The following is a 26,236-nucleotide window of genomic DNA, read 5'->3' as shown; positions in this document are numbered from 1 at the left end:
GCGGAGGAAAGGTTTCTGAGCAGGTTCATCGTGGATAGCGGTTCATATCGTGTGTCATGCCACCTTCCCGTCTCTCAAGCCCCAGGCTTCGAAACGCAGGTCCGGAAAATCGCCGACGATGCGCAGCGCCATCGCCGAGCCGGCGAGCGTCTGCGTCCAGAACGGATCGGTCGATTCGACCTCGAAGTAGGTGCTTTGGGCGTAATAGGGAATCTGGCGCGGCGGGTTGGGCAGCGGGATCAGGCGGGCCCCCGGCAGTTGCAGGTCCACCAGCTTCTGGATCTGTTCGACCGCGCCGAGCTTGGTCTGCTGCGGCAGCAGCTGGCGCAGCTTGTCGGCCGGCATCGCGGCCGACACCGCGAACACGAGCTTCTTCAGGTTCCACTGCTTGTCGACCACGCAGATATGGACCTGGTCGCCGCGATCCTCGAAGCGCAGCGGCAGCACCGGCGTCTCGATCACGCGCGCGAGCGCATGCCGCAAGGTGGCCGCGAGCGGCTCGAAGCTGCCTTGCAGGTCGTCGTGGCGGTAGCCGAAATCGCGCTCGGCCAGCTCCTCGTCGACGCCGGGCAGCACGCTCAGCCGCCCGAGCAGGCCGATCAGCTCGCGATACAGCAGCGCGGGCGGCAGCGGATCGAACGCATCGAGATGCGCGAGCCGCATCCGGTACTCGGCGATCGCCTGCCGCAGCAGCAGCTCGATCAGGTCCGCGATGCCCCCGCCCGCGGACAGCACCCGCTGCCCGGACGTATGCGCGAGGCGCACGCGCAGCGTGCTTTGCAGCTCGTCGATCAGCGAATTGAGCACGACGTGCGCGCGCGTGTCGAGCAGCGGCGGGATGAAGCGCGGATCGAGCAGCACCGTGCGGCTCGCGCTGCGCCCGGCCACGCGGGCGATCGGCAGCGCCGCTTCGTCCGAGCGCAGTTGCGACTTCCAGCACAGCCGCGTCGCCAGCTGCCCGGTCTCGATCGTCAGGCTGCGCGGCGTGCCCGGCGCGTCGAGGCCGACCGCGAGATCGGGCACGTCGGTGGTCATCGCCCGGTAGCGCGACGACGACGCCACCTCGCCGAAGGCCATTTCGGGCCGCCGCTGCGCGCGGCCTGGATCGCGAGGCACGCGATGTCGCCCGCCTGCGCCCGTTCGGTCTCGAGCGGCGCGGGCAGCGGGTCGTGCGACGGCAGCGAGAATGCAGTGCCGTCCTGGAACACGCCGCGCGCGCCGCGCAGCGCGAGCCGGCCGAGGCCGAGCCCGTCCTGGTCGACGTCGAGCAGCGTGAAGCCCCAGCCGTGATTCACGGTTTGCCCGAGCCGCGACGCGACCTGATGGGACAAGTGGCGCTCCAGTTGCTGAAAATGCTGCGTCTCGATCAGCATGCCGTCGCTCCACGCGACCGGTCCAACCGGCAGACTGCTCATTGCCTGTATCTCCTCGTGCCCGAGCCGTGGCGTCGGGCGGGTTTGTCGGTTGCGGCGTCGGGGTTCGGCGCGCTCGCGGCGATGGGCGCGTCGGGCGGCAGCGGCACCGCGCCCGGCAACGACGCGTTGTAGATTCCGCTGCGATCGAGCCACACCGCGAGATGAAGCACCCCGCTTCCGTCGATGCGCACGCGCAAGGGCGCGTACTGGGCCGGACGCTGTGCGTAGTCGGCGTCCGCGACGAGCCAGATCTCGCCGCTGCGCGGCACGTCGATCCAGAACTGCAGCACCTGGTTCGGTGCGATCACATGGCGCGACACGCTCAACACCGCGCCCTCCTGATCCTTGGCGGCGCACGGCGCGTCGCCGTTCGTCATCGGCACCCAGTCGGCTTCGCGCACGATGTACACGCACGACTGGATCGGCCGCGGCTCGCCGCTCGCGCCGACGTTCAGCCGGCTGCCGCCGACCAGCGTCACGTGCAGCTGGCGCGGATCGGGCTTCGAGCCGGACGACGAGCAGGCGGACAGCAGGACCAGCGCCAGTCCCGCGATCAGCGTTGGAACATGCTTCATCAGCTGAGCGTCATCGTGATCGTCTGGGACGGCGCGATGGTCTGCCCAGACGTGTTCTGGTTGTTAGGCAGGTTGGTGTCGGTCAGCCGGGTCTGGGGCGCGCCCTGGATCATCAACTTGCCGGAGCCTGTTACATGTCGCGACAGCGCCGACACGGTCCCGGACGCCACCCCGCCCATCGATCCCGGCTCGTCGCTGTGCGTGACGGGAATGATGGTGTTCATGTTGTGGACGGGACCGCCCGCATAAATGATGGTCGGGACGTTCGGCACAGCCTCCGGCTTGTTCGCGATGTTCGAATACGACACGGGAATCGCGAGCGGCGGCGTCTTGCAGACGTCCGAGCCGGACAGCGCCATTCCGCCGGCAGAGCAATTGGCAAACATGAGAATCTCCAAGCGTAAATCGCATCAACCCACGTGAATCTGGCCGGCGTCCATCTTGAGCAGGGCTTCCGCCGTCACGACCGCGCTTTGCGCGTGCATGCCCAGATGGCCCTCGGTATGGACGAACGTGTTGCCGGCATGCGTGGCGTCGGTGCCGCTGACGTGCGCGTGGCGCTCCGCCGCGGCCTCGGTGATCACCTCCGCGCGGCTCGACAGCTGCACGGCTTCGAGCGCGAGCCGGTCGCGCGCCTGCACGCGCACGTCCTGCGCTTGCAGCAGGACCCCGGCCGCGCCGAAATCGAGCACGACATCGGCCGCGTCGCCGCGCCGTTCGAGAACGGCGAGCACCCAGCATCCGCCCGCCGCCTGATAGAGCTGGACCAGATCGTCCGGCTGCGGCCGGACGACACAACTGATCGCCGCGCGGGCGTACAGCGCGCAACCCGGCTCCACGACGATGCGCCACAGCCCGTCGGACTCCGCGCCCGTCACACGGCCGATCGACATGCGTCCCGCCGCGCCCGGCGAGAACGGCGCGGCGCTTCGCTTCAGCAAGGTGCGCATCGGTTCCGGCATCTCGTCTTCGCTGGATTCGACCTGCCGCTCACGAACCATTCGAGTCTCGATCATCGTCATACTCCTCTGGCGCCCGGCTGGGCGCGTTGCCGCCATTGGCGGTCTTCTTCCAACACTGCATCGTCGAACATCGCCTGCTGCGTGTCCGCAGCCCGCCAGACCTGCCTGGATTGGCCGACCAGCACCCCCGCCCGGCAATCCGCGCCGTTCAGGCCGACCTGGTCGAGCGTCGCGCCGCGCGCATCGAGTCCCGCCAGCTGCGCGGCGTCCAGTTGCACCCGCGCGAGCTGCGCATCGCGCAACGAGACGCGCGGCGCATGCATTCCCTGAAGTTCGCAGTCCTGCACCTGGGCGCTATCGAAGATCGCCTGGGGCATCGCCGCGTCCCGCACGGTCACCCGGCTCAGCTTCGCGCAATCGAAACTCACGAGCGGCAACCGGCTTGCCTCGATCCCGCCGCCCGACCAGGTGCTGTGCGACCACGCAGCCTGGTTCAGCGCCGATCCACGCACGTTCATCCGATCGATCCGGCAATCGATCCAGCGCACGTTGATGCCGGTGCAAGCATCGAGCTCGCACGCCGCGCAACTGGATTGGCCGACGATGAAGTTGTCGATCCGGCTCGCGCGCACCTGAAGCCCATTGAGTTGCAGGCTCATCCAGGACGCATCGGTCCAGTGGCCGCCGTTCAGTTCGACGTTCGTCAGCTCGCCCGCGATGAACGACACGTGCGCCGCGCGCACCGCGTCGAAACGCAGCGACGCGCCGCTGGTCTTGACGAAGATCACGTCCTGCAAGACGCCCTTCGACCAGACCGCGTCGCGTATCCCGCTGCCGTCGAGCGACATGCCGCGCAGCACGCAATCGCTCCACTCCGTCTCGACGATCTGACAGTTCTCGTGGACGAGTTTCGTCAGCGCGCTGCGCACGAAGCGATTCGCGTCGAAGCGGCAGTTGACGAAATGCAGGTTGGAGAGCCGGCAATCCGCCCAGGTCACCCGGTCGAAATGGCAGTCTCGGTAGATCACGTCCGCGAGTTCCAGGCCGTGATGCGACGAGGTGTAGTGCCGCCCCTCGATCACGCGGGGCAAGGCCGGTGCGGAGACCGGCTCGCGCGGTTCGTTCATTGTTCCCTCCTCGGTACCTCGAGCAGGCCGAGGCTCAGGTTGCCGCGCCACGCGCCGGCTTCGGGCAGATGCGCCCACGACGTGCGCGCACGGATCAGGTTGCAGTCGCGCATCCGGGTCTCGCGCATGTCCGCGCCGTACAGCATCGTCTCCTTGAGCGAGCAGCGGTCGAACGACGCGCCGCTCAGGTGGGCATGCGTGACGTTCGCGCCGTCGAGCAGTGTGCAGGTCCAGCTCGAGTGCTCCGCCTTCATGTGCTGCGCATTGAACTGCAAGAACGAACAGTGCTCGACCTGCACGGAAGCCGCATGCAGGTTCTGGAAGCTCGACGACTTGAACGAGCAGTCGCACAGGACCGTGCGATCGATCGACGTGCCGTGCGACAGCACGACGAGCGACAACACATTCTTGCGCCAGGTGCCCGCGGACAGATCGCTCAGCAACGCGCTCGACTTCCGCAGCGTGCAATGCGACAGCGTCAGGCCGACCATGTCGCACTCGACCAATCCGAGGCTGTCGGCACTGATGCGGTTCCAGGTCCAGCGCGGCGCTTTTACGCCGTTCCAGGCCACGCTCTTCCACCGGGTGTCCTCCACGACGCCGCCCGACCCGCCGCGCCCCTTCACCGACACCATCGACCACGACCCGCCCGCCACCGACAGATCGTCGAGTCCGCAGTCTTCGAGGTGGAGCTGTTCCAGCACGACATCCCGCCATGCGCTGCGCGCGAGCTCGCCGCGCGTCATCGCGCCCCCCGTCCAGGCCAGATCGTCGAACGCGGTATCGGCGAATCCGCAGTCGACCGCAAACACGTTCACCAGCCGGCAATGGCGCCAGGTGCTGCGATCGAGCCGGCATGCTTCGAACCGCACGTTTTCGAAGTGCCAGCCATCGAGCCGCAATGCGGTCAGGTCGGCCCCGCGGATCGTCACGTCCGACAGCGCCTTGCTGTCTGCCTGATCGAAGCGCTGCCGCCAGTCGATGCCGTCCGGCGGCACGACGGGCGGCGCCATCTGTTGCGCCTCCTCCTTGAAGGCCTGCAATCGGGCTCGCCCCTGCTGCGCGTCCACGAGACTCTGACGATGGCTCGCGAGGCGGGCGCCGACTTCCTCCCGCGTGCGCGGCGGCGGCGCGAAACGCGGATGGTCGGTCCTGGCGAGAATCAGCTCCCATACCCAGTTCCGCTCGATGGCCGGCATCAGCACTTCGTCGGCGTGCTTGAGCAGGTCGACCTGGGTCAGGTCGGCGCGCCGCGCCGCGAACGCCATCAGCATGTCGGCGTCGATGGGCTCGTTCGCATCCTTGAACGCGGCAACGAGCATGGCCGGACTGTCGTCGAGCACGTAGTCGGTCTGCACCGCCCCGTTCCACCAGAGCACGCCGAGGTCGTGGTCGGGCAGCAGCCAGACCGTCTGCTGCCGCAGCGGCACCTGCTCGAAGCCCGGCCGATCCGTGCGCGTCGTCAGCGCCACGGCCGCGAGGCGCGGCAGCGTGCCCGCGTAACCTTCGCCGCGCTCGCCGAAGCCGCCGAGTTCGAAGCGGGCGCCCGGCGTCCAGCTGTCGTGGCGCGACCATTGATCCGGCGCGGCCAATTGGAAGTAACGCAGGTCGACGTGCTCCGGCCAGCCCATGTGCGTGCCGTCGCGCGCCATCGCCTCGACCGTGCCCGGCCGGCTCGGCATCCATTGGTGGCGCTCGGGCCAGTCGCTGCCGAGCACGCCCATCGCGGCGAGCGGATCCGGTCCGACGCCGAGCGCGCTCACGCGCTGCAGCGGCGCGGAACCCGACGCCACGCCGAGCGGATTCTCGCGCGAGCGGCCCGCGGCCGCCCGGGTCGGATCGATCGCGAGCCGGACGAGGCCCGCGGATTGCGCCTGTTCGTCGACCGTCGCGCGGCACGACACGGTCTTGCGCACGCCGTCGAGTTCGACCCAGGCCGCCCAGTCGATCGCGCGTCCGGCAGCACCCGCCGGCGCGCGCTGCACCGCATGCCCGGCGAGCAGCCACTCCGCGCAGCGTTTCGGCATGGCCGCCTCGGTCAGCGGCACCGACGGCGCCGCCGCCTTCAATGCTTCCCAGACCGCGGTTTCGTGGACGAGGATGGCCGGGTCGGTGAGCCGGAATCCCACCCCGACGCTGATCGCCAGCATCGGGGTCGAGCCGATCTGGGTGCGCGTCGTCGCGACGAGCGCGGCTTGAGGTTTGATGTGGCGAAGCGGCATCAGTTGTTTTTCTCCATGCCGCAGGTCTTGAGATCCCAACGCTTGTCCGCGTATTCAATGCCGGTGTACGAGAATGAAAATTCCTTATGCGAGATCTTGCTGCCCGTTGTCGAAAACTTCGTGCCCGTTGTGCTCATCGTGCTTCCTGTCGACGAGACGCTCATCCCCTTGGTGTCTATCGACGCACCCGTGGCCGACATCGACGTACCGGTGATGCTGGTCGAGCTTCCGGTACTCGACATCTTCGTGCCCGTGATGCTCGTCGACATGCCGGTCACTGACGTATCCGAGCCGGTCATGCCTGTCGACACGCCTTTGAATGACAGTGAGACGCCGGTCACGCTCTGCGACTGCCCGGTCGCCGAGGTACTGACGTCCGTCAGCGACGACGAAATGCCCTTCATGCTGTTCGAGATGCCGACGACCGAATTGCTCAAGCCCGTCAAGCTGGTCGACATCCCGGTCATCGACGTCGAGACGCCCGTGAAGCCCGTGCTGACGCCGGTAAACGACGTGCTCACGCCGGTAAAGCCGGTCGACACGCCGGTAAACGAGGTCGACACGCCGGTAAAGCCCGTGCTGACACCGATAAACGACGTGCTGAGTCCGGTGAACGACGCCGACACGCCGGTGAATTTCGCCGACAAACCCGTGTACGACACCGAGATCCCGGTATAGCTGACCTTGATTCCGATCACCGAGGTCGACGTGCGCTCCACCGTGAGGTTTTGATCCTGGCCGACCGCGGTCGAGGTGTTGCGCTCGACGGTGTGCTGCATGTCGCGTTCGGCGTGGATCATCACGCGCTCCGCGCCGCGCTGGTCGTCGAACGTCAGCTGGCTCGCGTTCTGCGCCTGCCCCGCCAGCTTGGTCGAGCGCGACACGATGCCCGTGTAGCGCGTGTCCTTCGGCAGATCGTAGGGCGTCGGGTTCTCGCCGTTGTAGACGATCCCCGTCACGAGCGGCCGATCCAGATCGCCGTCCACGTAGGTCACCACCACTTCCTGCCCGACCCGCGGCATCGCGATCACGCCCCACCCCTTGCCCGCCCACGCCTGCGACACGCGGATCCAGCACGACGCGTCCGCTTCCGTCGTCTTGTAGCGGTCCCAGTGGAAATGCACCTTGATCCGGCCCAGCTTGTCCGTGTACACCTCCGAAACCACCGGCCCCACCACCGTCGCGCTCTGGATGCCCGGCACCTTCGGACGCTTCGTCGCGAGCAGCGGCCGATACGGCTGGTCGTCCGCCAGCGCGTGAAACTTCACCGCGACGTTGCGCCCTTGCGACGTGCTGTCCGGGCCGTCCTGAACGAACGACAGCTCGCTGCCGGTCACGTAGTAGCGACGATTCCGGTTCAGCGCCGGAGAGCCCGTCAAGGTGAACGCCTGGCCCGTCGCCAGGCCCCGTGCGTTCGACTCGCCGACCAGCACGTGCGCATCCGCCTGGAACGCCTCCAGCCGCAGCCGCGCGAGACGTTCGCCGTTCTCGACGTCCTGGTAGCCCGACGCGTAGTCGTAGTACTGAAGCTGCACGCCCGACAGCGCCGGTTCCGGCGCTGTCTGCGCATCGCTGTCCAAGCGGTTCGACGGCGACCAGTAGTTGAAGTCGCGCAGCGCGACGTTGTTCGAGCGCACCCGCCGGGTCCGCTGCAGGCGCTGCACCCCCTCGCGCCCCTGGATCGCCCGCGCTTCCTCGCCGTCCGGCAGGTATTCGAGCTGCCCATACGGCGCCGGCAGATCGGCGAAACGCTGCGTGTCCGACAGCACCACCACATGACGATCCGTCTCGTGCTCGACCCAGAAATAGATGCCTTCGTCCTCCAGCAGCCGCTTGACGAAGTTCAGGTCGCTCTCCTGGAACTGCACGCAATATTCACGCGCCTCGTAGTTGCCTTCCAGATCGAACCGGTAATCCGTGCGCTGATGCCCCTGGAATACCTGCTCCACGATCTGCGGCACCGTCAGGTTCTGGAAGATCCGGCTGTTGCGGTTCTCCTCCAGGAACGACAGCCAGCTTTTCAATTCAAGCGTATAGGTGTACTGCCCGCTCAACTGCCCCGTGTCGTAGCCGCCGAACACATAGGTGCTGAACGTGCGCACCGCACCGTTGCCGAGGTCGATGTCCGCTTCGAGCGGCGTCCCCAGCAACGCGTCCAGGTCCAGTTCCGGATCGCTGCTCAACAGGTCGAGACGATAGGACGGTTCGCGCGACAGACGTTCGTCGGCCGTCAGGGACAGCGCGATGCTGCCCGGATCCAGCACGTCGCTGCGTAATTCGATCAGACGCATACAGACGCTCCCATCAATTGAGCAACTTCATGAGGTAATCCTTCAGATCGAAGCCCTTGTCGGAGTATTGAGCCACCGAATACGAGAAACTGAAACCGGTGACCGATACGTCGCTGCCTGTTTCTGAAACACTCGATCCCGTCTGGCTGACCGAACTCCCCGTGGTCGACATGGACGTACCGGTAACGCTGGTCGAGCTTCCCGTGGTCGATACGGAGGTGCCGGTGATGCCGATCGAGCTTCCGGTATTCGACATCGACGTGCCGACGATGCTTGTCGAGGTGCCCGTCACCGACGTGCTCACCCCCGTCATGCCCGTCGACGTGCCCGTGAACGACAGCGACACGCCCGTCATGCTCTGCGACTGCCCCGTCGCCGAGGTACTGACGTCCGTCAGCGACGACGAGATCCCCGTCATGCTGTTCGAGATGCCGACGACCGAATTGCTCAAGCCCGTCAAGCCGGTCGACATCCCGGTCATCGACGTCGAGACGCCCGTGAAGCCCGTGCTGACGCCGGTAAACGACGTGTTCACGCCGACAAAGCCGGTCGACACGCCGGTAAACGAGGTCGACACGCCGGTAAAGCCCGTGCTGACGCCGGTAAACGACGTGCTGAGCCCGGTAAACGATGTCGACACGCCGGTGTATCCCACCGACAGGCCCGTGTACGACACCGCGATGCCCGTATAGCTGAGCGTCATCCCGATCACCGACGTCGACGTACGCTTCACCGTGAGGTTTTGATCCTGACCGACCGCGGTCGAACTGTTGCGCTCGACGGTCTGCTGCATGTCGCGTTCGGCGTGGATCATCACGCGCTCCGCACCGCGCTGGTCGTCGAACGTCAGCTGGCTCGCGTTCTGCGCCTGCCCCGCCAGCTTGGTCGAGCGCGACACGATGCCCGTGTAGCGCGTGTCCTTCGGCAGATCGTAGGGCGTCGGGTTCTCGCCGTTGTAGACGATCCCCGTCACGAGCGGCCGATCCAGATCGCCGTCCACGTAGGTCACCACCACTTCCTGCCCGACCCGCGGCATCGCGATCACGCCCCACCCCCTTGCCCGCCCACGCCTGCGACACGCGGATCCAGCACGACGCGTCCGCTTCCGTCGTCTTGTAGCGGTCCCAGTGGAAATGCACCTTGATCCGGCCCAGCTTGTCCGTGTACACCTCCGAAACCACCGGCCCCACCACCGTCGCGCTCTGGATGCCCGGCACCTCCGGGCGCTTCGTCGCGAGCAGCGGCCGATACGGCTGGTCATCCGCCAGCGCGCGGAACTTCACCGCGACGTTGCGGCCTTGCGACGTGCTGTCCGGGCCGTCCTGAACGAACGACAACTCGCTGCCGATCACGTAGTAGCGACGATTCCGGTTCAGCGCCGGAGAGCCCGTCAAGGTGAACGCCTGGCCCGTCGCCAGGCCCCGTGCGTTCGACTCGCCGACCAGCACGTGCGCATCCGCCTGGAACGCCTCCAGCCGCAGCCGCGCGAGACGTTCGCCGTTCTCGACGTCCTGGTAGCCCGACGCGTAGTCGTAGTACTGAAGCTGCACGCCCGACAGCGCCGGTTCCGGCGCTGTCTGCGCATCGCTGTCCAAGCGGTTCGACGGCGACCAGTAGTTGAAGTCGCGCAGCGCGACGTTGTTCGAACGCACCCGCCGGGTCCGCTGCAGGCGCTGCACCCCCTCGCGCCCCTGGATCGCCCGCGCTTCCTCGCCGTCCGGCAGGTATTCAAGCTGCCCATACGGCGCCGGCAGATCGGCGAAACGCTGCGTGTCGGACAGCACCACCACATGACGATCCGTCTCGTGCTCGACCCAGAAATAGATGCCTTCGTCTTCCAGCAGCCGCTTGACGAAGTTCAGGTCGCTCTCCTGGAACTGCACGCAATATTCGCGCGTCTCGTAGTTGCCTTCCAGATCGAACCGGTAGTCCGTGCGCTGATGCCCCTGGAACACCTGCTCCACGATCTCCGGCACCGTCAGGTTCTGGAAGATCCGGCTGTTGCGGTTCTCCTCCAGGAACGACAGCCAGCTTTTCAATTCAAGCGTATAGGTGTACTGCCCGCTCAACTGCCCCGTGTCGTAGCCGCCGAACACATAGGTGCTGAACGTGCGCACCGCACCGTTGCCGAGGTCGATGTCCGCTTCGAGCGGCGTCCCCAGCAACGCGTCCAGGTCCAGTTCCGGATCGCTGCTCAACAGGTCGAGACGATAGGACGGTTCGCGCGACAGGCGTTCGTCGGCCGTCAGGGACAGCGCGATGCTGCCCGGATCCAGCACGTCGCTGCGCAATTCGATCAGGCGCATGCTGCTTCTCCTTCCAATCCGGCGTGGCTCGGTGCGTCGGTTTCATGCGATACGGCAGGGTCGTCCGAGGCGACGCCCACCAGCGCGTCGTCAGCATCGTCATCGTCGAACGTAAGCGACAACGTGTCGCCGGCCGACAGCCGCACGCTGCGCAGCGTCCTGCCCTCCGCCCGCGCGGCGAGCACGCCGCGCGCCACCGCCGGCAGCACATGCTGGCGCAGCAGGTCGCGCACCGCGCGACCGTTGGCCGGGTGCTGCGCGACCGCCCGGGCCACCCAGCCCGCGACCGCCTCGTCCACGCGCCAGTCCAGCCCGTTCTGCGCGAGCCGCTCGCCGATCTCGTCGAGCGCCTGGCCCGCGATGCCCGTCAGCGCTTCGGCATCGAGCGGCCGGAACGCAACCACCTGGATCCGCGCGAGCAGCGCCGGCGAGAACCGCTCGCGCAGCCGCTCGTACACCCGCGCCGCGAGCTTCGCCTGCGACACCTGCGGGTCCGCCTTGCACGACGCCTCGATCTCCGCATCGCCCAGATTCGTGGTCAGCAGGATCAGGCTGTTGCGGAAGCTGATGCGACGTCCTTCGCCGTCCTCCATCCAGCCCTGGTCGAACACCTGATAGAACACTTCGTGGATGTCCGGATGCGCGCGATCGAACTCGTCGAGCAACAGCACGCTGTACGGCTTCTTGCGGATCGCCTCGGTCAGCCGGCCGCCCTTGCCGTAGCCGACATAGCCCGGCGGCGCACCCTTCAGCGTCGACGCCGTGTGCGCCTCCTGGAATTCGTTCATGTTGAACTGCACGAGATTGCGCTCGCCACCGAACAGCAGTTCGGCGAGCTTCGCCGCGGCCTGGCTCTTGCCCGTGCCCGTCGGCCCCGCGAACAGCATCACGCCGAGCGGCCGATGCGGATCGCCAAGACCCGAATGCGACAGGTGCAGCGCCTGCGCGATCGCCCGCATGCCGTCCGCCTGCCCATGGATCGACGCACCGAGCGCGCGCTCCAGATCGACGATCCGCTGCGCCTCGTCCTGCGCCAGCTGCGCGACGGGAACACCGGTCCACTCCGCCAGCACCTCCGCGATCACATGCTCGTCGACCCACGGCCGCACCCAGCGATCGGCTTCCGCCAGCGCCGCGCTGTCTCCCGTTTCCTCGGCCGACGCGCGCATCCGCGCGAGCCACGCGCCGACTTCCTCGCGCTGGGTCGCGACCACGCCTTCGAGCGTGCGCGCCTCTTGCACGAGATGGTCGCGCTGCGTCTCCAGCTCGGCCTCGTCGCCGGGTGTCGAAACCCCCATGCGCCGGTCGCTCGCGCGCCAGTCGAGCGTCTGCCCGATCGCCTGCGCCTGTTGCCCGAGCCGTTCCAGTTCGGCCGGCGCGCAGCGCTGGCTCATCGCCACCCGCGCGCAGGCCGTGTCGAGCAGGCCGATCGCCTTGTCCGGCAGCTGCCGCGCCGGCAGGTAGCGGCGCGACAGCGCCACCGCGCTGCGCAGCGCCGCATCGACGATATGCACTCCGTGATGCTCGGCGAAGCGCGACGCGATGGTCCGCAGCATGCCCACCGCCGCCGCGTCGTCCGGCTCCTCGACCGGCACCGCCTGGAACCGCCGCACGAGCGCCGCGTCAGGCTCGATGTACTGCTTGTACTCGGACCACGTCGTCGCCGCGACCATCCGCAGCTGCCCGCGCGCGAGCATCGGCTTGATCAGGTTCGCGGCGTCGCCCGTGCCCGCCGAGCCGCCCGCGCCGATCAGCGTGTGGGTTTCGTCGCAGAACAGGATGATCGGCGCGGGCGCGGCGATCACCGCGTCGACCAGCGTCTTCAGGCGCTGCTCGAACTCGCCGCGCACGCCCGCGCCCGCCTGCAGACGGGCCAGATCGAGCGCCCACACCTGCGCGCCCAGCAGCCCCGGCGGCACCGCGCCCGCGTGGATCTTCTGCGCGAGCGCCTCGACCACGGCCGTCTTGCCCACGCCCGCCTCCCCGACCAGGATCGGGTTGTTCTGGCGACGCCGCGACAGCACGTCGATCACGGTGCGCAGTTCGTCGTCGCGACCGACGACCGGATCCAGCTCGCCACGCGCCGCCTGATCGGTCAGGCAAGTCGCCCATTTCGCGAGCGCGTCGTCCGGCGCCGCCGCGTCGACGGACGCATCGACGTCACCCGACGACGGGCTCTCGATCGCCTCAGGCCACCCGGCGGCCAACGCCTCGTAGCGTTTCACGACCTCGTCGATCGCGACCGACGTGAGGCCCTGCGGACAGCGCTGCTGGAGCCAGCGGCGCGTGACATCGTCGTCGAGCCACGCCAGCAGCAGGTGGCCCGAGCGCACCTTGCCCGACGGCGCGGCGACCTGGCTCCAGATCACGGCCGGACCCACGCTGCGCTCCAGCGACGCGGAAATGTCGCGCAGCGAATCGCCGCCCACGTCGAACGTATCGAGCGCCTTCTCCAGCCGGCGCTTGAGATCGCCGACGTCGTGGCCCCATTCGGCGAACAGTTTCGCCAGATCGCTCTGCTCGCGCTGCAACAGGCACAACGCCCAGTGATCGAGGTCGATGAAAGTATGACGGCGCGAACGGCCCAGCACCGTGGCGTCGACCAAAGCCGCATAAGTCGTGCGGCCGAGACAGTTGAAGATACGTTCCCGATTCACGTTTAGTTCCGAAAAGATTCGTAGATAGTCAGCGTGCGCAGCGCATGATCCGGCCGCGACCACGCATCGACGCCGATGCGCATGCGCCCGACTTTCCCCGCCAGCTCAGGGCGCGTTCGTACTTCGACCTTGATGACAGGGTCGATCCTTCCGTCCACAAAGTCCGTCGCGACCGCGCATACCGCCATCACGGCCGCCGACCGGCGTTGCCAACGGTGAAACTCCTCGGCCTCGATCGGGCCGATCACGATCTCCATCGAATGCTGGACATCCCAGATCCGCGCGCCGAGCCGCCAGCCGCCCAGCCGCCGACCGCCGCGCGGAGCCGGCGGCACCGGAATCCAGCGTCCGTGGCGCGGCAGGATCCGCAGCGGCACGCGAAAGTAGCCGGCCAGCATCCGCCGCAGGTCGCCGAGCGAGCGCCGCGGCGCGCAGTAGATACCCGGAAACGCGGCCCGGCATGCCTGGGCATCGCGATCCTGCGAACTGATATCCGCCCCGCGGCCTGCATTCGCGAGCGTGGTGACCCGTTCGACGAACGGATTGCGCGCACGCTCGTAGCCCAGTACCGGGTGCATCGCCGACCAGGCGCTGTAATGCAGCCACGCCAGATCGCCGCAGGCCACGTTGACGAAGCGCTCGAACGCCGCGTTGCGCTCGAAACGCTTCTCCTGCATGGCGTGTTCGGTCACGTGCAACGGCAGCGGACCGAATGGCGCGAACAGGCCGAAATGCCGCTGCACGACGCTCACCTGCGGGTGATCGTCCGCGTCGACGAAGCGGGTCTGCTCGACCGTCACGTTCGCCACCTCGGTGCTCGCGAAGCGCATGTCGGCCGACTGCTCGATGCGCAGCCACGCGGGGCTGCGCCGCGCGCGCCGCGGCGGCCCGCCCTGCTCCCGCTCCAGCACCTCGACGCGGCGCATCAGCTCGAAGAAGGTGCGGCGCGGCGTCAGCGCCCGCTCAACGCGTGCGAGCCTCACAGCAGCCTCCCGTCGCCGACGGCCGTGTTGACGTGGGTGCTGACGGCTTCGCCGTCGAGCCGCACGATCGCCTCGATGCCGTCGTTGAGCGTCGCCGCCTCGCCGAGCGCCTGCGCCAGCACCCGGCCGAACAGCCAGCCGCCGCGGTCTGAGTGGGCGCTTTCCGCGACGTCGATCTCCACCCGCGTCGCCCGCACCAGCGCGAGCGGCGTCGCGCGGCCCGCCGCGATGAAGTGCGTCCCGAGGTGAACCGAGCGCAGGCTGTCGATGCGCTGGCGGTCGAGCGCATCGTCGCGATCGGCTGCAAGCCGCAATTGCTCGACGATGCGGGCGGTGACGTCCTGCGACTGCCCGGCCCGCAGCGCGAGCGGACTCTGGCCGAGTTGCGCGGTCGCATCCCAGCACGCTTCGACGGGCGGCGCGCCGCGCGGCGCACTGGCGGGCCACAGGCACTCGATGCGCCGCACGGCGACGGGATCGAGCAGGCTCAGCTCGGCGTCGAGCAGCGCCGACGGCCGCCAGTCGCGATCGGCCACCAGCGCCCTGCCGGTGATCGACGCGATATCGTCCAGTTCGATGTTCTCGCCCAGCGTCGAGACGGCGATCAGGTCATGGCTCGCGAGCGGATCGAAGCGATCGCGCCGCGCGCCATCGGCGAGCGGCGTATTCTCACGCCGCAAGCTGTAGCGGGCCGCCTCATCGCGCGCGCCATAGCCGCCCGTCTCCAGCACGGAGCGGACCGCATGGGCGTGACCGTTGCTTTCGCACGCGCGCACTTCCGTCAGCCCCCACAGGTGATGCGCGGCGGGCGCCATGCGGTCGACCGGAATCCAGTGCTCGGTCAGGTTGGGGTCGTACGGCACCGGGTCGAAGCGCTTCGTGTACAGGTTGATCGCCGGGGTCGCGAACAGGCGGAACTGACTCGCCTCGACTTCGCCGACGAGGCCCGTCGGCACGTGCCGCAGCGCGAAGAACAGCTCGAAGGCGCGCGCGGACGGATCAACCGCCGCGACGCGTTCGAGCACGTCGAGATAGACGCCCAGGAAGCGCGTCGGCTGCGCGAAATACTCGCGCATCAGCCGCAGGCCGGGCAGCCCGCCGAAATCGGGCGGCAGCAGCGCCTCGGCGTCCTCGCTCCCGGACAGGCGGATGCCGGTTACCGGCAAGGTCAGTACTTCGTCACCGTGCGCAGTCGGCACGACCGCGTACCAGGCACTGCTCGACGCCAGCAGCGCCTGATGCAGCGCATAGGCGCGCGGCAAGTCGCCGGCGAGACTCAGGTGCAGCGGCGCGAAGCCGCCGTCGCCGCGCCCCAGTTCGCCGACCGTCGTCAGCCCTTCCAGCTCGAAGCGAAAACGCAGCACCGCCTGCGAAGACGCGAGCTGCTGGGCAAGCTGCGAAGAGAGCCCATTCAGGCTCCGGCTGCATTCGGCCTGCGCGATGCGCAACGGCAGCAGGGTCACGTCGCGCGCGGTGGAAAACGTGACGGGCAGCTTGCGCCCGGGCAGACGGGCCGAGATCAGCGAACCGCGCGGCAGCGTGCTGCCCCGGAACGCTTCCGGTGACTCCAGGTCCGGGTGAAACGCAAAACTCGAAATGGCAGGCGTGGCCGCCATGAACAACGGGCAGACCCGCCCGAGCGCTTGCTGCGCGAACTCCGCGCATTCGCGATCGAGGCGCGTCTGCACCCTTGCCGACAGATAGGCCACGCCTTCAAGCAACCGTTCGACGAACGGATCGGTCACTGCATCCGGATGCAGGCCGAGCGCCGATGCGACCTGCGGGTGCTCCTTCGAAAAGCGGGCCCCCGCGTCGCGCAGCTGACGCAATTCGTCGTTGTAATGGTCCAGGAAATTCATGATCGTTCGCCGTTCGTCATTCGCCGACCAGACTGAAATAACCACTGAGATAGTCGAGCGCGAGGCTCACCCTGATTTCCGCCCCGTCGTCACGGGACAGCGTCAAGATGTCGAAATACATCGTTTGCGGCGCGTGCCGGGCGCCACCGGCTCTCGGCTGCACCACGGTCCGCCCGCTGTCCACGCGCGGCTCGAAGCGGCGTATCACCTCGCCGATATGCGAAGCCGTACGCGCCGGATCGATCCGGGTGGCGCCCGCCAACTGCAGCGGCGGGCAACCGTAGTTCAGCACCGAATGGGCAGCCGGACTGCTGTCCGACACGCCGATCCGCGCGCCGCGCGATGCACAGTTCATCAACTCGACCAGGTGATGCCCGACGATGTCCTGGAGCGAGTCGCGACGAAACCGTCTCGACAGCTTGTTGTAGAGTGGATGCGCGCTCACATGCGTATTCCTGCGTGTCGCGCCCTAGGTCGCCACACGTCCATGGTTTGCTCGAAAAGAAAACGCGCGGCCGATCAGATCGCCGCGTTCAGCTTGAGGTCGTAGCCGGCCTTGATCACCGCGCCCATCGTGCCGTCGTTGCGCTGCTCGCGGTACTCGAACTCGATCTGCGCGAAATTGATCCGGATCTCGTCCGTCGGCAGCACGTTGTCAACCTCGCCGCTGCCATGGCCCAGTTGCGAGAACGGCATGTTGCCGAGCGTGCGGAACGACGACACCAGCCCGCTGGCGAACGTGATCGTGAGGAATTCCTGCTGGCCCTTGCCCGATTTGCGGCAGATCAGCTTCGCATTCGCGATGTGATCGCCGGTCGCGCACATCAGGAACAGTTTCGGCGAGGCCTTGTTCGACACCATCCGGAACTCGAAATCCTTCATTTCGACCTTCCCCGCACCGCCGCCGCTGCCGAAGCCCCAGCGACCCGAATTTTCTTCCGCCCACTGCCAGCTCTGGATCTGGATCAGGCCGGGATATTGCTGATCGGTCGACTCGCCTTCAACGCCATCGATCTGCAAAAAATAGTCAACCAATGCATTCGCCATCCTAAGAACTCCTAAGATAAGTCAAGAAATGAAACACACTCACCGTGCGTGCTACGTCACCGCGTCCCGACCTCCGTTCCAGCGTCGTCCAGCGGTCTTTCAAAGCTATCCTTCTCCGCACAAGTGCGGGGCCACACCGGCTTCCGCCGGTCAGGCGCCCGACTCCTGCTTGCTCGACGGCAGCTTCGAAACCAGCCGGAGGGACACGGTCAACCCCTCCAGCTGGAAATGGGGGCGCAGGAAAAACTGCGCGCGATAGTAGCCGGGGTTCTCCGGGATCTCGTCGACCACCACCTCGGCAGCCGACAGCGGACGCTGCGCCTTGGTGGTCTCGCTCGAGATCGACGGATCGCCGTCGACGTAATTCATCAGCCAATCGTTGAGCCAGCGCTGCGTATCCTCGCGCGACTTGAACGAGCCGATCTTGTCGCGAACGATGCACTTCAGGTAATGCGCGAAGCGGCAGGTCGCGAAGATATACGGCAGCCGGGACGAAAGGTTGGCGTTCGCCGTGGCGTCGTCGTCCTCGTAGATCGACGGCCGGTGCACGGTTTTCGCGCCGATGAAGGCTGCACTGTCGGAATTCTTGCGGTACACGAGCGGCATCAGGCCGGATTCCGACAGTTCATGTTCGCGACGGTCCGAGATCGCGATCTCCGTCGGGCAATGCAGTTCGATCTCCTTGTCCTGCGACGGCAGCACGAACTTCGGCAGCACTTCCACCGCGCCGCCCGACTCGATGCCGCGGATCTTCGTGCACCAGCCGTAGGTCTTGAAGGCGCGGGTGATGTTCACGCCCATCGCATAGGCGGAATTCGCCCAGCAGAAATCCTCCGAGCGGTTCGGATCGACCTTTTCCTCGAAACCGAACTCCTCGATCTGATGCGTCTTCGGCCCGTAGGGCACACGCGCCAGGAAGCGCGGCATGGTCAGCGCGAGATAGCGCGAATCGTTGCTCTCGCGCAGACGGCGCCAGAACGTGTACTCGGTCGACGTGAAGATCTTCGAGACGTCGCGCGGATTCGACAGTTCGTCCCAGTTGTCCATCTGCAGCAGCCCCGGCGCGGCCGCCGACACGAACGGCGCGTGGGCGGCCGCCGCGATCTTCGACATCTCGGTCAGGATCGACACGTCCTGCATGCTGTGGTCGAACTGGTAATCGCCGATCAGGCAGCCGAACGGCTCGCCGCCGAACTGACCGTATTCCTGCTCGTAGATCATCTTGAAGATCGGACTCTGATCCCACACCACGCCCTTGAAGCGGCGCAGCGTCTTGCCAAGGTCCGACTTCGAGATGTTCAGGTAGCGGATCTTGAGGTTCTCGCTGGTGTCGGTGTTCGATACCAGGTAGTGCAGGCCGCGCCACGCGCCCTCGAGCGACTGGAAGCGCTTGTTGTGCAACACCTCGGTCAGCTGGTTGGAGATCTTGCTGTCGAGTTCCGCGACCAGCTGCTCGATCGTCTGCGCGACGTCCTCGCGGACCACGACCCGGTTGCGGCGCGCATACGTGAGCAGCGTCTCGACGGCGCTCTGGACCGCCTCGGCGGCCTCGTTGGTCCTGGGCCGGAACGAACGGCGCAGGATGTCCTTCAGGTCGTCGTCGACGCGTTCCTCGACGACGACGTGTTCGGCGGACGGTTCAAGCTGGCTGAGCGTGCTCATTTCACCTCCTGGTTCGATTCCGGATCGCCGGACGGCCCGGCAGTGGGCGCCGGTTCGGCAACGGCGGCCTCCTCGTCCGACCATTGCGGATTCTTGAGCAGCTCGTGGATCAGATCCTCGGCCGCGGCCTTGCCGTCCATGTAGGTCAGCAATTCCTTCAGACGATTGCGCGCTTCGAGCAGCGTGGACAGTTCCGGAATGCGCCGCACCACGTCGGCCGGCTCGAACGAATCCATCGACGTGAAGGTCAGGTCGATCGGAATCAGCGTGCCGTCGTTCGTCAGGACGTTCTTCACGTGATAGCTCAGCGACGGCGCGATCTTCGCCATGCGCTCGTCGAAATTCTCCACGTCGATTTCCGAGAACCGACGATCTTCGACCGGGCCGAGCGGCTCCACGTTGTCGCCCGACAGGTCCGCCATCACCCCTGCCACGAAGGGCAGCTCGACCTTCTTCTGCGACCCGTAGATCTCGACGTCGTACTCGATCTGCACCCGCGGGGCGCGGCTCTCCCCGATGAATTTCTGACCATCCTTGTGACGCACCATGCTATTCGCCCTCCTAAATTAAGAAATCCAATTACCTGGCCCCTGCCGGGCGCCCGAGCTGGGCTGCCAGCGCCGCCCCTTCCGGATAAAGCTCCGCCATGACCTCCTCGAAGCCCGCGCCCAGCATGCGCCGGACCCGCGACAGGAAGATCGGCGCCGGATGGCTCGGTTCGTGAAGCAGGAAGTATTCGACGATGCGATCGAGTGCCGCCTCCACGTCCTTTCTCGTCGCCAGACTGGACCCGCTCCTGTGCGCCTCGCCGTTGCTAACCGGCTCGACGGCTGAAACTGACGGTTCATCGCTCGTGTCGGGCGGCCCATTCGTGCTGATTCGCGACAGAGCCTGATTCAGCAAAGTCAACACGCCCGTGATGTCGATCTGCTGCTCCGCGGCATCCATCGATTCACTTATCTTTAGAAAGGAATCCTGAATTTGATGAAGAAAGCTCGATGTCGACGCCTTATGAGCGGAATCCTTGAGAATCGCACCCGCCTCTCCATTCGCCAGCGCACTCAAGGAAATGTCCGTCTCGCCGAAGCAGGCGCAGCCGAACTGATGCAGGAACTGAGAAGTTGAGATCCAGCCCAGGTGCAGCGCATGAATGTCGCCCGGCGCCTCGCCAGGTAACGCGCGCGGATGAATGGCATCGACCGGCAGGCTCATGATGTCGGCCAGCACCCTGACGCTCTCGGCCAGCCCGGCGATGCCTCTTCTCGCCATGCACGCGCGGATGTACCAGATCGCCACACGGATATCCTTCGCCCGTGCCAACAGAGTCATGCAGGTCTTTTCGATCGACGTCCATTGAAAGGCGCCCTCCCCCTTTCTCTGCGGCGCAGCGCCGATCGCGTCGTACTCGCAGATCGCGGCATCGATTCGCATGAAATCTTCGTCGAAGTCCAATTCGTCAGACACGCCCGGAGATTGCATTGATATGTTCTCGTCCATCACATTCCTCGAGATACCCCACACCGGCAGCAGGATTTCTAAAAAACGAAGTCGGAAAACGCTGCTGCCGTACTGCAGTCGCAATAGTGACTGCACACCCCACGGCCGGGGAGTCCTGGTGCTTGAAAGAAGCCCTGATTTTCTGACGCCACGTGACATTTGGGAAAATGATTCACCCCCCTCCATCACACCGCATCGTAAGCACCATCAAGCCCGCACGCCCATCCCTTAATGCAATTTAAATTTCATCAAACATAATTTGACGAATGATGGAGGTTTTACTATGTTTAAACTATCGTGCCCGAAAAGCCTTCACACCACGAGCCATCAGGCGCAACGATGGCGCGAACGCAGAACGGCACAGTGCGCATTTCGATGCAGGAAAAATACAATCCGGGAAATGAAAGTGCACGCATCGCTTGTACACAAGCAATGCGTCATTCGAGCATCGATTTACGCGCGAACACATCCACATCACAACCATTTATACAGTTTATTTCATTTGACTGACATCAACCCACCACCACCCCAATCAGAACGGATGTGAAATTAATTGTTCGCTTCATAAAATCTTCATACTCATCACGGGCAAGCCACCACACAAACAGCTGCTTTTACGGACAAGCACGCTCTCAGGAATCACTCCGTCTAGAGAATTCACTCTATGACACAACAAATATAAGCGTTCACCTCCCCCATGGCAAGCTAAATAAATCGAACGAGAATTTCACATTTCTTCAGAAATGGCCGTTCAATGGCACCACCAGCCCTCGCGCCATCGGCAAAATCACCTATGGAACCGATTCCATTCAGTACGAAACACAGGAATATTGATTCTGTATTACCGATACCCGGCTCATTATATTTCAAGGTGGAATTTTTTTACCCAATCAACAACCAGGAAAAAACAATATCGACACATCAGGAAAAATATTCGCGCCACGATGGTTTCAAGAAAAAATTACTTACCCTCAACATTCTCCTCATCGGACGTACAGGATTGTCCGGCCCACATCAGACGCCGCCGACCCTCGCGACGCCCGCTCGATCGAGAAGGTTATAGCGATCGATATAGCCGGAGGCATCACCACACGCCATATCGTCGACCTTATAGAGGCGCGTTGGAATACATTTTCTCGGCCCACTCTCCTCGCCTGTGCCGTGAAGCGCGCCTCGAATCGGTCGGATCGATAAGGATGCGCAGGTGCAGTGCCCTGACGATATGGCGCTTCGGGCAACCGTGAATATTGTTGCTCCTCGGTTCGTCGCTCGACGTCGTGATGAATCGACCTGACACCATCGCATGTACCGACGCTGCACAACGCAAGTCGGACGGCGCGGTTAAACCACCGCGAACACGAATAGACCAACCGTCGTGGGGCAGTGTTCCAACGTTGGCATGTACACGTCGATTCCAAGCGAAGTGACTGCGCGACGAGAAGGACAAGAATCGGTTGAACGCAAGCGATGCTTCAGCCACCCGCACGGTGCGAGACACGTACCGTCGCGCTTCATGGCGAAGCGCGATGCCCACATCGATGACCATTGCGCGGGCAACCGATGGAATCGGTTATTCGACTTCGCGCTCGATCCGAATCATCAATACATGCCATTTACCGACCGGCGGACTGACCACAGCGTTTTGCAGATCACCCCGCACCTCGCGATTGTTCGAAACGCAGCAAGCCGAGCTTCGGCGAGAAGATGCGGCTGTTCACCCGATCGGGCTTGATTCGTTTCGTCAGGGTGGCGGAGGCCGTCGCGATGCTTCTTCCTGAATTTCGGGAATGCCACGCGTTTGGCGAAGAAGTTTTCATACGCCCACGCTCTCCCCCGGATCTCATGCCGCAAGGGATGCAGCGGCGCTTCAGCCAGTCGCGGCGGCTCGCCGCGCGGTCAGGTGTCACACCGTGGTCACGCAGTCGATGAACTCGTCGCCCGCCTCGCGGTTCTTCGTCGGCGACGCGAGCACCGTGTTGTAGACGAAGCTGCACGACCCGGCAAAGCGGCGCATGTCGTGTCGCCGTTCACCGGTCGACATCAGCGCGAACGCAAAGGGTTGAAGGCATTGCATCGGGTCACTGCACAGTTGACCGATCAACCCGAGCCACGACATTCGACACGACCGTCATCGCATCTTCCTGTTGCATGCGCATGTGTTCTTCTTGACGAAATACCGGCGCGAGATATTTACCAAGGCGATACCGGACGACATGCACGATGTCTTTGCCGGTATATGCCGCAATGTCGAAGTCGGGCGGCTGGAACCCGATGCAAGGGCAAGCCCGTGCGCCTGCCGGTGAACCCTCCACCCAGAGCCGCGGACCGCCGGCCTCGAAAGCACATCCAGCCGCATGATCCAGCGGAAGAACGACCTCGGCCTCCGCAAGAAATCGCGGCGTGCTGCACGTTATCCAACCTTGCCCGATGCCTGCGGCTTCCACGCTATCTTTCCGCGCCCCGACGCGCTATGTTTGACGCGCTTGCCGATCAATCGCTGCATGCTCCTCTCAACACCACCACACGGAGACACAGATGGCGACATGGCGTTTCAGATTCGCGTGCGCAGCCCTTGCCGCGGCGATGACCGTTCTGGCAGGGGGTCCCGCTCAATCGGCGCAAGCCGCCGAAGCCTTCGGCTCGCCGGGCGCGACACCCGTGCGGGGTCCGTCGGCCAAGTCGTTCCTCGGCACCGCGGTCAACGGAAAGTCGCGCGTGTACTTCACCGGTTACCGAGGCATCCTGTCCGAGGTCTACTATCCGGTGCTCGACACCCCTGAATCGGTCGACTTGCAGTTCCTGGTCGGCGATACGGGCAAGACCTTCGTCGACGAGGAAAAGTCGCAGGCCTACTCGGCGCAACAAACCGACGCGCGAACCATGAGTTGGCAAGTGACGGTCCGCAACCGCGCGCATCACTGGGAAATGCGCAAGGTCATCTTCGCGGACCCGACCTACAACGCCATCGTTCAGCGCGTCACCTTCACGGCGCTCGACGGCCGCACGGTCGGCGATTTCAATCTGTATCTGTTGTCGAAGCCCTATCTCGACAATGCCGGGAGCGGCAACACCGCACAGACGGTTTCCTATCGCGCCGGCACGGCGCTGGTTGCCAGCCGCGACAGCCGTTATTCCGCACTGGTGGCAAGCGCGCCGTGGAAGGTGGTCAACGGCGTCCGCATGACATCGAACGGCTTCGTCGCGCAAAGCGACGGCTGGACCGATCTGCTCGGCGGGCGAGCCGACAAGACCATGGACTGGACCTTCTCGTCCGCCACCAACGGCAACGTGGCGCAGATGGGCTGGGTCGACACCGGCGACCCGACCGCGACCCGCGTGTCGTTCGACGTAGTGCTCGGCTTTGGCGGTACGCAGGACCAGGCGCTCGGCGACGCGGGCGCCGTGCTCGGCAGCGATCTCGCGAACGCGCAGCAGCAATACGATGCGGCGTGGCATCAGTACGCGGCGGGCCTGTCGACGCAAAACGGTACGGCCGATGCCGCCTACTATCTTGCCGCCATGACGCTCAAGACGATGCAGGACAAGAGCAACGGCGCGATGATCGCCGGCATCGGCACGCCCTGGGGCGAAACGCAGGGTGACGCCAACGCAGGCGGCTATCACCTGGTCTGGGCGCGCGACCTCTTCAAGTTCGCCAACGCGCTGACGACGGCGGGCGATACGTCGACGGCTGCGAGCGTCGTCAACTACCTGTTCGATACGCTGCAACAGACCGCCAACTGCGGTATCGCCGAATACAACGCGTCGGGCTGCCCGCAGGGCTACAGCCGCGTGGGCCGATTTCCGCAGAATGCCTGGGTGAGCGGCTGGCCATACTGGCAAGGCACCCAGATGGACGAGCAAGCCATGCCGATCATCCTGGCGTGGCGTCTCGGCCCGAGCGTATCCGACCCGCTATGGCCCAAGATCAAGCTCGCCGCCGACTATATCGTCGCCACCGGCCCCTGGACCTACCAGGAACGCTGGGAGGAAAACGCCGGCTATTCACCGTCCACGATCGCCGCCGAAATCGCCGGCCTCGTCACGGCGGCCGACATCGCGATTCGCAACAACGACACGGCAAGCGCCTCGCGCTACCTGTCGACGGCCGACTACTGGCAGGAAAACGTCGCGGCGTGGACTTACACCGGCACCGGTTCGTTCGGAAGCGGCCGCTACTACCTGCGCATCAACCCGGCGAACCGTTCAGGAACCGGCACCGATCGCGCGAGCTTTGCCCCGACGGCCGGCCCCGACGCCGCGCAAATCCTCGCGATCAAGAACGGCGGCGGAAGCCACGATGCGCGACGCGTGGTCGACGGCGGCTTCTTCGAGCTGGTGCGGATGGGCGTGAAACGCGCGACCGATCCCACGATCCTCAATACGATCGCCGTATACGACAGCGTGCTGGGCCAGTCGCTGAGCGTGCCGAACGGGCCGTCGCCGAGCCCGAACGCGTGGTTCCGCTACAACTTCGATGGATACGGCGAACATAACGACGACGGCGATTTCGACGGAACCGGCGCCGGCCGATTGTGGCCGATCTTCACCGCCGAGCGCGGCATGTACGAGATCGCTCGCCAGGGCCGCGGCGATGCCGGCCGCGCCTATTTGTCCACGCTCAAGCAGCTGACGACGCCCGAAGGGTTCCTGCCCGAGCAGGTATGGCCCACGTCGACCACGCTGCCGGACAACTGGGTGGTCACGACGCCCGCCAATGAAACGCCCGGCCGGCCGACCCGGTCGATGGCGCCGTTGAACTGGGCAATGGGCGAATACATCAGCCTCCTGGCCTCGATTCAGGCCGGACGCATCGTCGACGTGCCGTCGGTCGTCTGCGCGCGCTACGGCACTTGCCTGCCCCCCTTGCAAAGCGGACAGGTCGCCGTCTCGGTCAACGTCAATGCCGGCACCCAGCTCGGCCAGCAAGTCTACGTGACAGGCAACGTGGCGGCACTCGGCAACTGGAATACGGATCTCGGCATTCCGGTCGACCCGGCTCGTTACCCCGTTTGGAGCAATACCGTCAACCTCCCCGCCGGCCAGACCATTCAATATAAGTATTACCGCAAGAACGCGGACGGCGGCGTGAGCTGGGAGAATCTGACGGCGAACCGCCTGATGCAGACGCCGGCGCATGCGAACCTGACGCTGAACGATCAGGTGAGCTGGTGAAGACGCGTGTTCGCCGGCTTGCCGCCGCCGCCGCGCTATTGAGCGCGGCGACATTGGGGATGCGCTTCGGCGTGCTTGCCGTTCGGGAGCCTGGGGCAGCCGCGCAAGCGGCCGCTCCGTCCGATCGCGCGCCGCCCGTGAGGTCGGCTCCACCGTCGAGTCGATCGCTCGTCGAGGCGCTGCCGCCGATGAAGGCCGCTGCGACGGGAACCACGTGGAGCGCGACCCCGGCCAAGACCCAGCCGCCGATCGAGGCCCAGCGTGGCGCGCCCGACATCCGAGGCGCGCAGCCGCTCAAGCCGCCGCCCTCGAATCCGGGTTGATCGTCATGCCTGCCGGCTTGAAGCGGGCGGATTTCCATGCCCCTTTGCCGCACCTCGTCAGGCGACGGCGCGGCATTCCGAAAATTTCCCGATCAACGGGACCACGCGAAGGATCGCGCGCGGCGCGCCGGACGC

The 26,236-nt window shown here is 65.5% G+C and carries 18 protein-coding genes and 2 pseudogenes; 2 read left to right on the top strand and 18 right to left on the bottom strand.

Going from position 1 to position 26,236, the window contains the following annotated elements; genetic code table 11:
- Positions 1–54 precede the first annotated feature (54 nt).
- The 18 genes and pseudogenes from tssK to Bsp3421_RS02915 all read right to left on the bottom strand — a co-directional run bounded on the left by tssK (position 55) and on the right by Bsp3421_RS02915 (position 23,047).
- Positions 55–1,415, bottom strand: a pseudogene (gene tssK / locus Bsp3421_RS03000) (type VI secretion system baseplate subunit TssK).
- Positions 1,412–1,990, bottom strand: a complete 579-nt coding sequence (locus Bsp3421_RS02995; RefSeq protein ID WP_273995332.1) for a type VI secretion lipoprotein TssJ — start codon at positions 1,988–1,990, stop codon at positions 1,412–1,414. Before Bsp3421_RS02995 ends, tssK begins: the two are co-directional and overlap by 4 nt.
- The gene (locus Bsp3421_RS02990; protein WP_273995330.1) at positions 1,990–2,376 is read right to left on the bottom strand and encodes a DUF4150 domain-containing protein; all 387 of its coding nucleotides are present in this window, start codon (positions 2,374–2,376) and stop codon (positions 1,990–1,992) included. The genes Bsp3421_RS02995 and Bsp3421_RS02990 overlap by 1 nt, the downstream gene beginning before the upstream one ends.
- Before the next feature lie 24 nt (positions 2,377–2,400).
- Positions 2,401–3,006 (bottom strand): DUF3540 domain-containing protein, encoded by a 606-nt coding sequence (locus Bsp3421_RS02985; protein WP_273995329.1) that lies wholly within the window; start codon positions 3,004–3,006, stop codon positions 2,401–2,403.
- Positions 3,007–3,008: 2 nt separating this feature from the next.
- On the bottom strand, positions 3,009–4,079 hold the full coding sequence (locus tag Bsp3421_RS02980; RefSeq protein ID WP_273995328.1) for a pentapeptide repeat-containing protein: 1,071 nt from the start codon (positions 4,077–4,079) through the stop codon (positions 3,009–3,011).
- Positions 4,076–6,301, bottom strand: a complete 2,226-nt coding sequence (locus Bsp3421_RS02975) for a DUF2169 family type VI secretion system accessory protein (protein ID WP_273995326.1) — start codon at positions 6,299–6,301, stop codon at positions 4,076–4,078. Before Bsp3421_RS02975 ends, Bsp3421_RS02980 begins: the two co-directional genes overlap by 4 nt.
- Positions 6,301–8,592, bottom strand: coding sequence for a type VI secretion system Vgr family protein (locus Bsp3421_RS02970; RefSeq protein ID WP_273995325.1), 2,292 nt, complete (start codon positions 8,590–8,592; stop codon positions 6,301–6,303). The genes Bsp3421_RS02975 and Bsp3421_RS02970 overlap by 1 nt, the downstream gene beginning before the upstream one ends.
- A gap of 13 nt (positions 8,593–8,605) precedes the next feature.
- Positions 8,606–10,898, bottom strand: a pseudogene (locus Bsp3421_RS02965) (type VI secretion system Vgr family protein).
- Complete coding sequence (tssH, locus tag Bsp3421_RS02960; protein ID WP_273995323.1) at positions 10,889–13,555, bottom strand: type VI secretion system ATPase TssH; 2,667 nt, start codon at positions 13,553–13,555, stop codon at positions 10,889–10,891. Before tssH ends, Bsp3421_RS02965 begins: the two are co-directional and overlap by 10 nt.
- Positions 13,556–13,557: 2 nt before the next feature.
- Complete coding sequence (tssG, locus tag Bsp3421_RS02955; RefSeq protein WP_273995322.1) at positions 13,558–14,538, bottom strand: type VI secretion system baseplate subunit TssG; 981 nt, start codon at positions 14,536–14,538, stop codon at positions 13,558–13,560.
- On the bottom strand, positions 14,535–16,397 hold the full coding sequence (gene tssF / locus Bsp3421_RS02950; RefSeq protein WP_273995321.1) for a type VI secretion system baseplate subunit TssF: 1,863 nt from the start codon (positions 16,395–16,397) through the stop codon (positions 14,535–14,537). Before tssF ends, tssG begins: the two co-directional genes overlap by 4 nt.
- Positions 16,398–16,413: 16 nt before the next feature.
- Entirely contained in the window at positions 16,414–16,842 is a 429-nt protein-coding gene (locus Bsp3421_RS02945) for a GPW/gp25 family protein (RefSeq protein ID WP_273995320.1), read from the bottom strand.
- Between the two features lie 74 nt (positions 16,843–16,916).
- Positions 16,917–17,444: an Hcp family type VI secretion system effector gene (locus tag Bsp3421_RS02940; RefSeq protein WP_273995319.1), complete on the bottom strand. Its 528-nt coding sequence runs from the start codon at positions 17,442–17,444 to the stop codon at positions 16,917–16,919.
- Between the two features lie 150 nt (positions 17,445–17,594).
- Entirely contained in the window at positions 17,595–19,106 is a 1,512-nt protein-coding gene (gene tssC, locus Bsp3421_RS02935) for a type VI secretion system contractile sheath large subunit (protein ID WP_273995318.1), read from the bottom strand.
- Positions 19,103–19,654: a type VI secretion system contractile sheath small subunit gene (tssB, locus tag Bsp3421_RS02930; protein WP_337995248.1), complete on the bottom strand. Its 552-nt coding sequence runs from the start codon at positions 19,652–19,654 to the stop codon at positions 19,103–19,105. Before tssB ends, tssC begins: the two co-directional genes overlap by 4 nt.
- Positions 19,655–19,685: 31 nt before the next feature.
- Complete coding sequence (locus tag Bsp3421_RS02925; RefSeq protein WP_337995252.1) at positions 19,686–20,585, bottom strand: type VI secretion system protein TssA; 900 nt, start codon at positions 20,583–20,585, stop codon at positions 19,686–19,688.
- A 1,921-nt stretch (positions 20,586–22,506) separates the two neighbouring features.
- Positions 22,507–22,677, bottom strand: coding sequence for a helix-turn-helix domain-containing protein (locus tag Bsp3421_RS02920; RefSeq protein ID WP_273995316.1), 171 nt, complete (start codon positions 22,675–22,677; stop codon positions 22,507–22,509).
- Positions 22,678–22,681: 4 nt separating this feature from the next.
- A complete protein-coding gene (locus Bsp3421_RS02915; RefSeq protein WP_273995315.1) occupies positions 22,682–23,047 on the bottom strand; it encodes a hypothetical protein in 366 nt (121 codons plus the stop codon).
- Between the two features lie 91 nt (positions 23,048–23,138).
- Between Bsp3421_RS02915 and Bsp3421_RS02910 the strand changes: the two genes are divergently transcribed.
- Both Bsp3421_RS02910 and Bsp3421_RS02905 read left to right on the top strand, forming a co-directional pair.
- Positions 23,139–25,778 carry a glycoside hydrolase family 15 protein gene (locus tag Bsp3421_RS02910; RefSeq protein ID WP_443111409.1) on the top strand — a complete coding sequence of 880 codons (2,640 nt, stop codon included), beginning with the start codon at positions 23,139–23,141 and terminating at the stop codon, positions 25,776–25,778.
- Positions 25,772–26,101 (top strand): hypothetical protein, encoded by a 330-nt coding sequence (locus Bsp3421_RS02905; RefSeq protein WP_273995647.1) that lies wholly within the window; start codon positions 25,772–25,774, stop codon positions 26,099–26,101. Before Bsp3421_RS02910 ends, Bsp3421_RS02905 begins: the two co-directional genes overlap by 7 nt.
- The last annotated feature ends 135 nt before the right edge of the window (positions 26,102–26,236 follow it).

Origin of the sequence: Burkholderia sp. FERM BP-3421 (assembly GCF_028657905.1) — a bacterium.
GTDB lineage: Bacteria > Pseudomonadota > Gammaproteobacteria > Burkholderiales > Burkholderiaceae > Burkholderia.
This window is presented reverse-complemented; position numbering and strand designations above follow the sequence as displayed.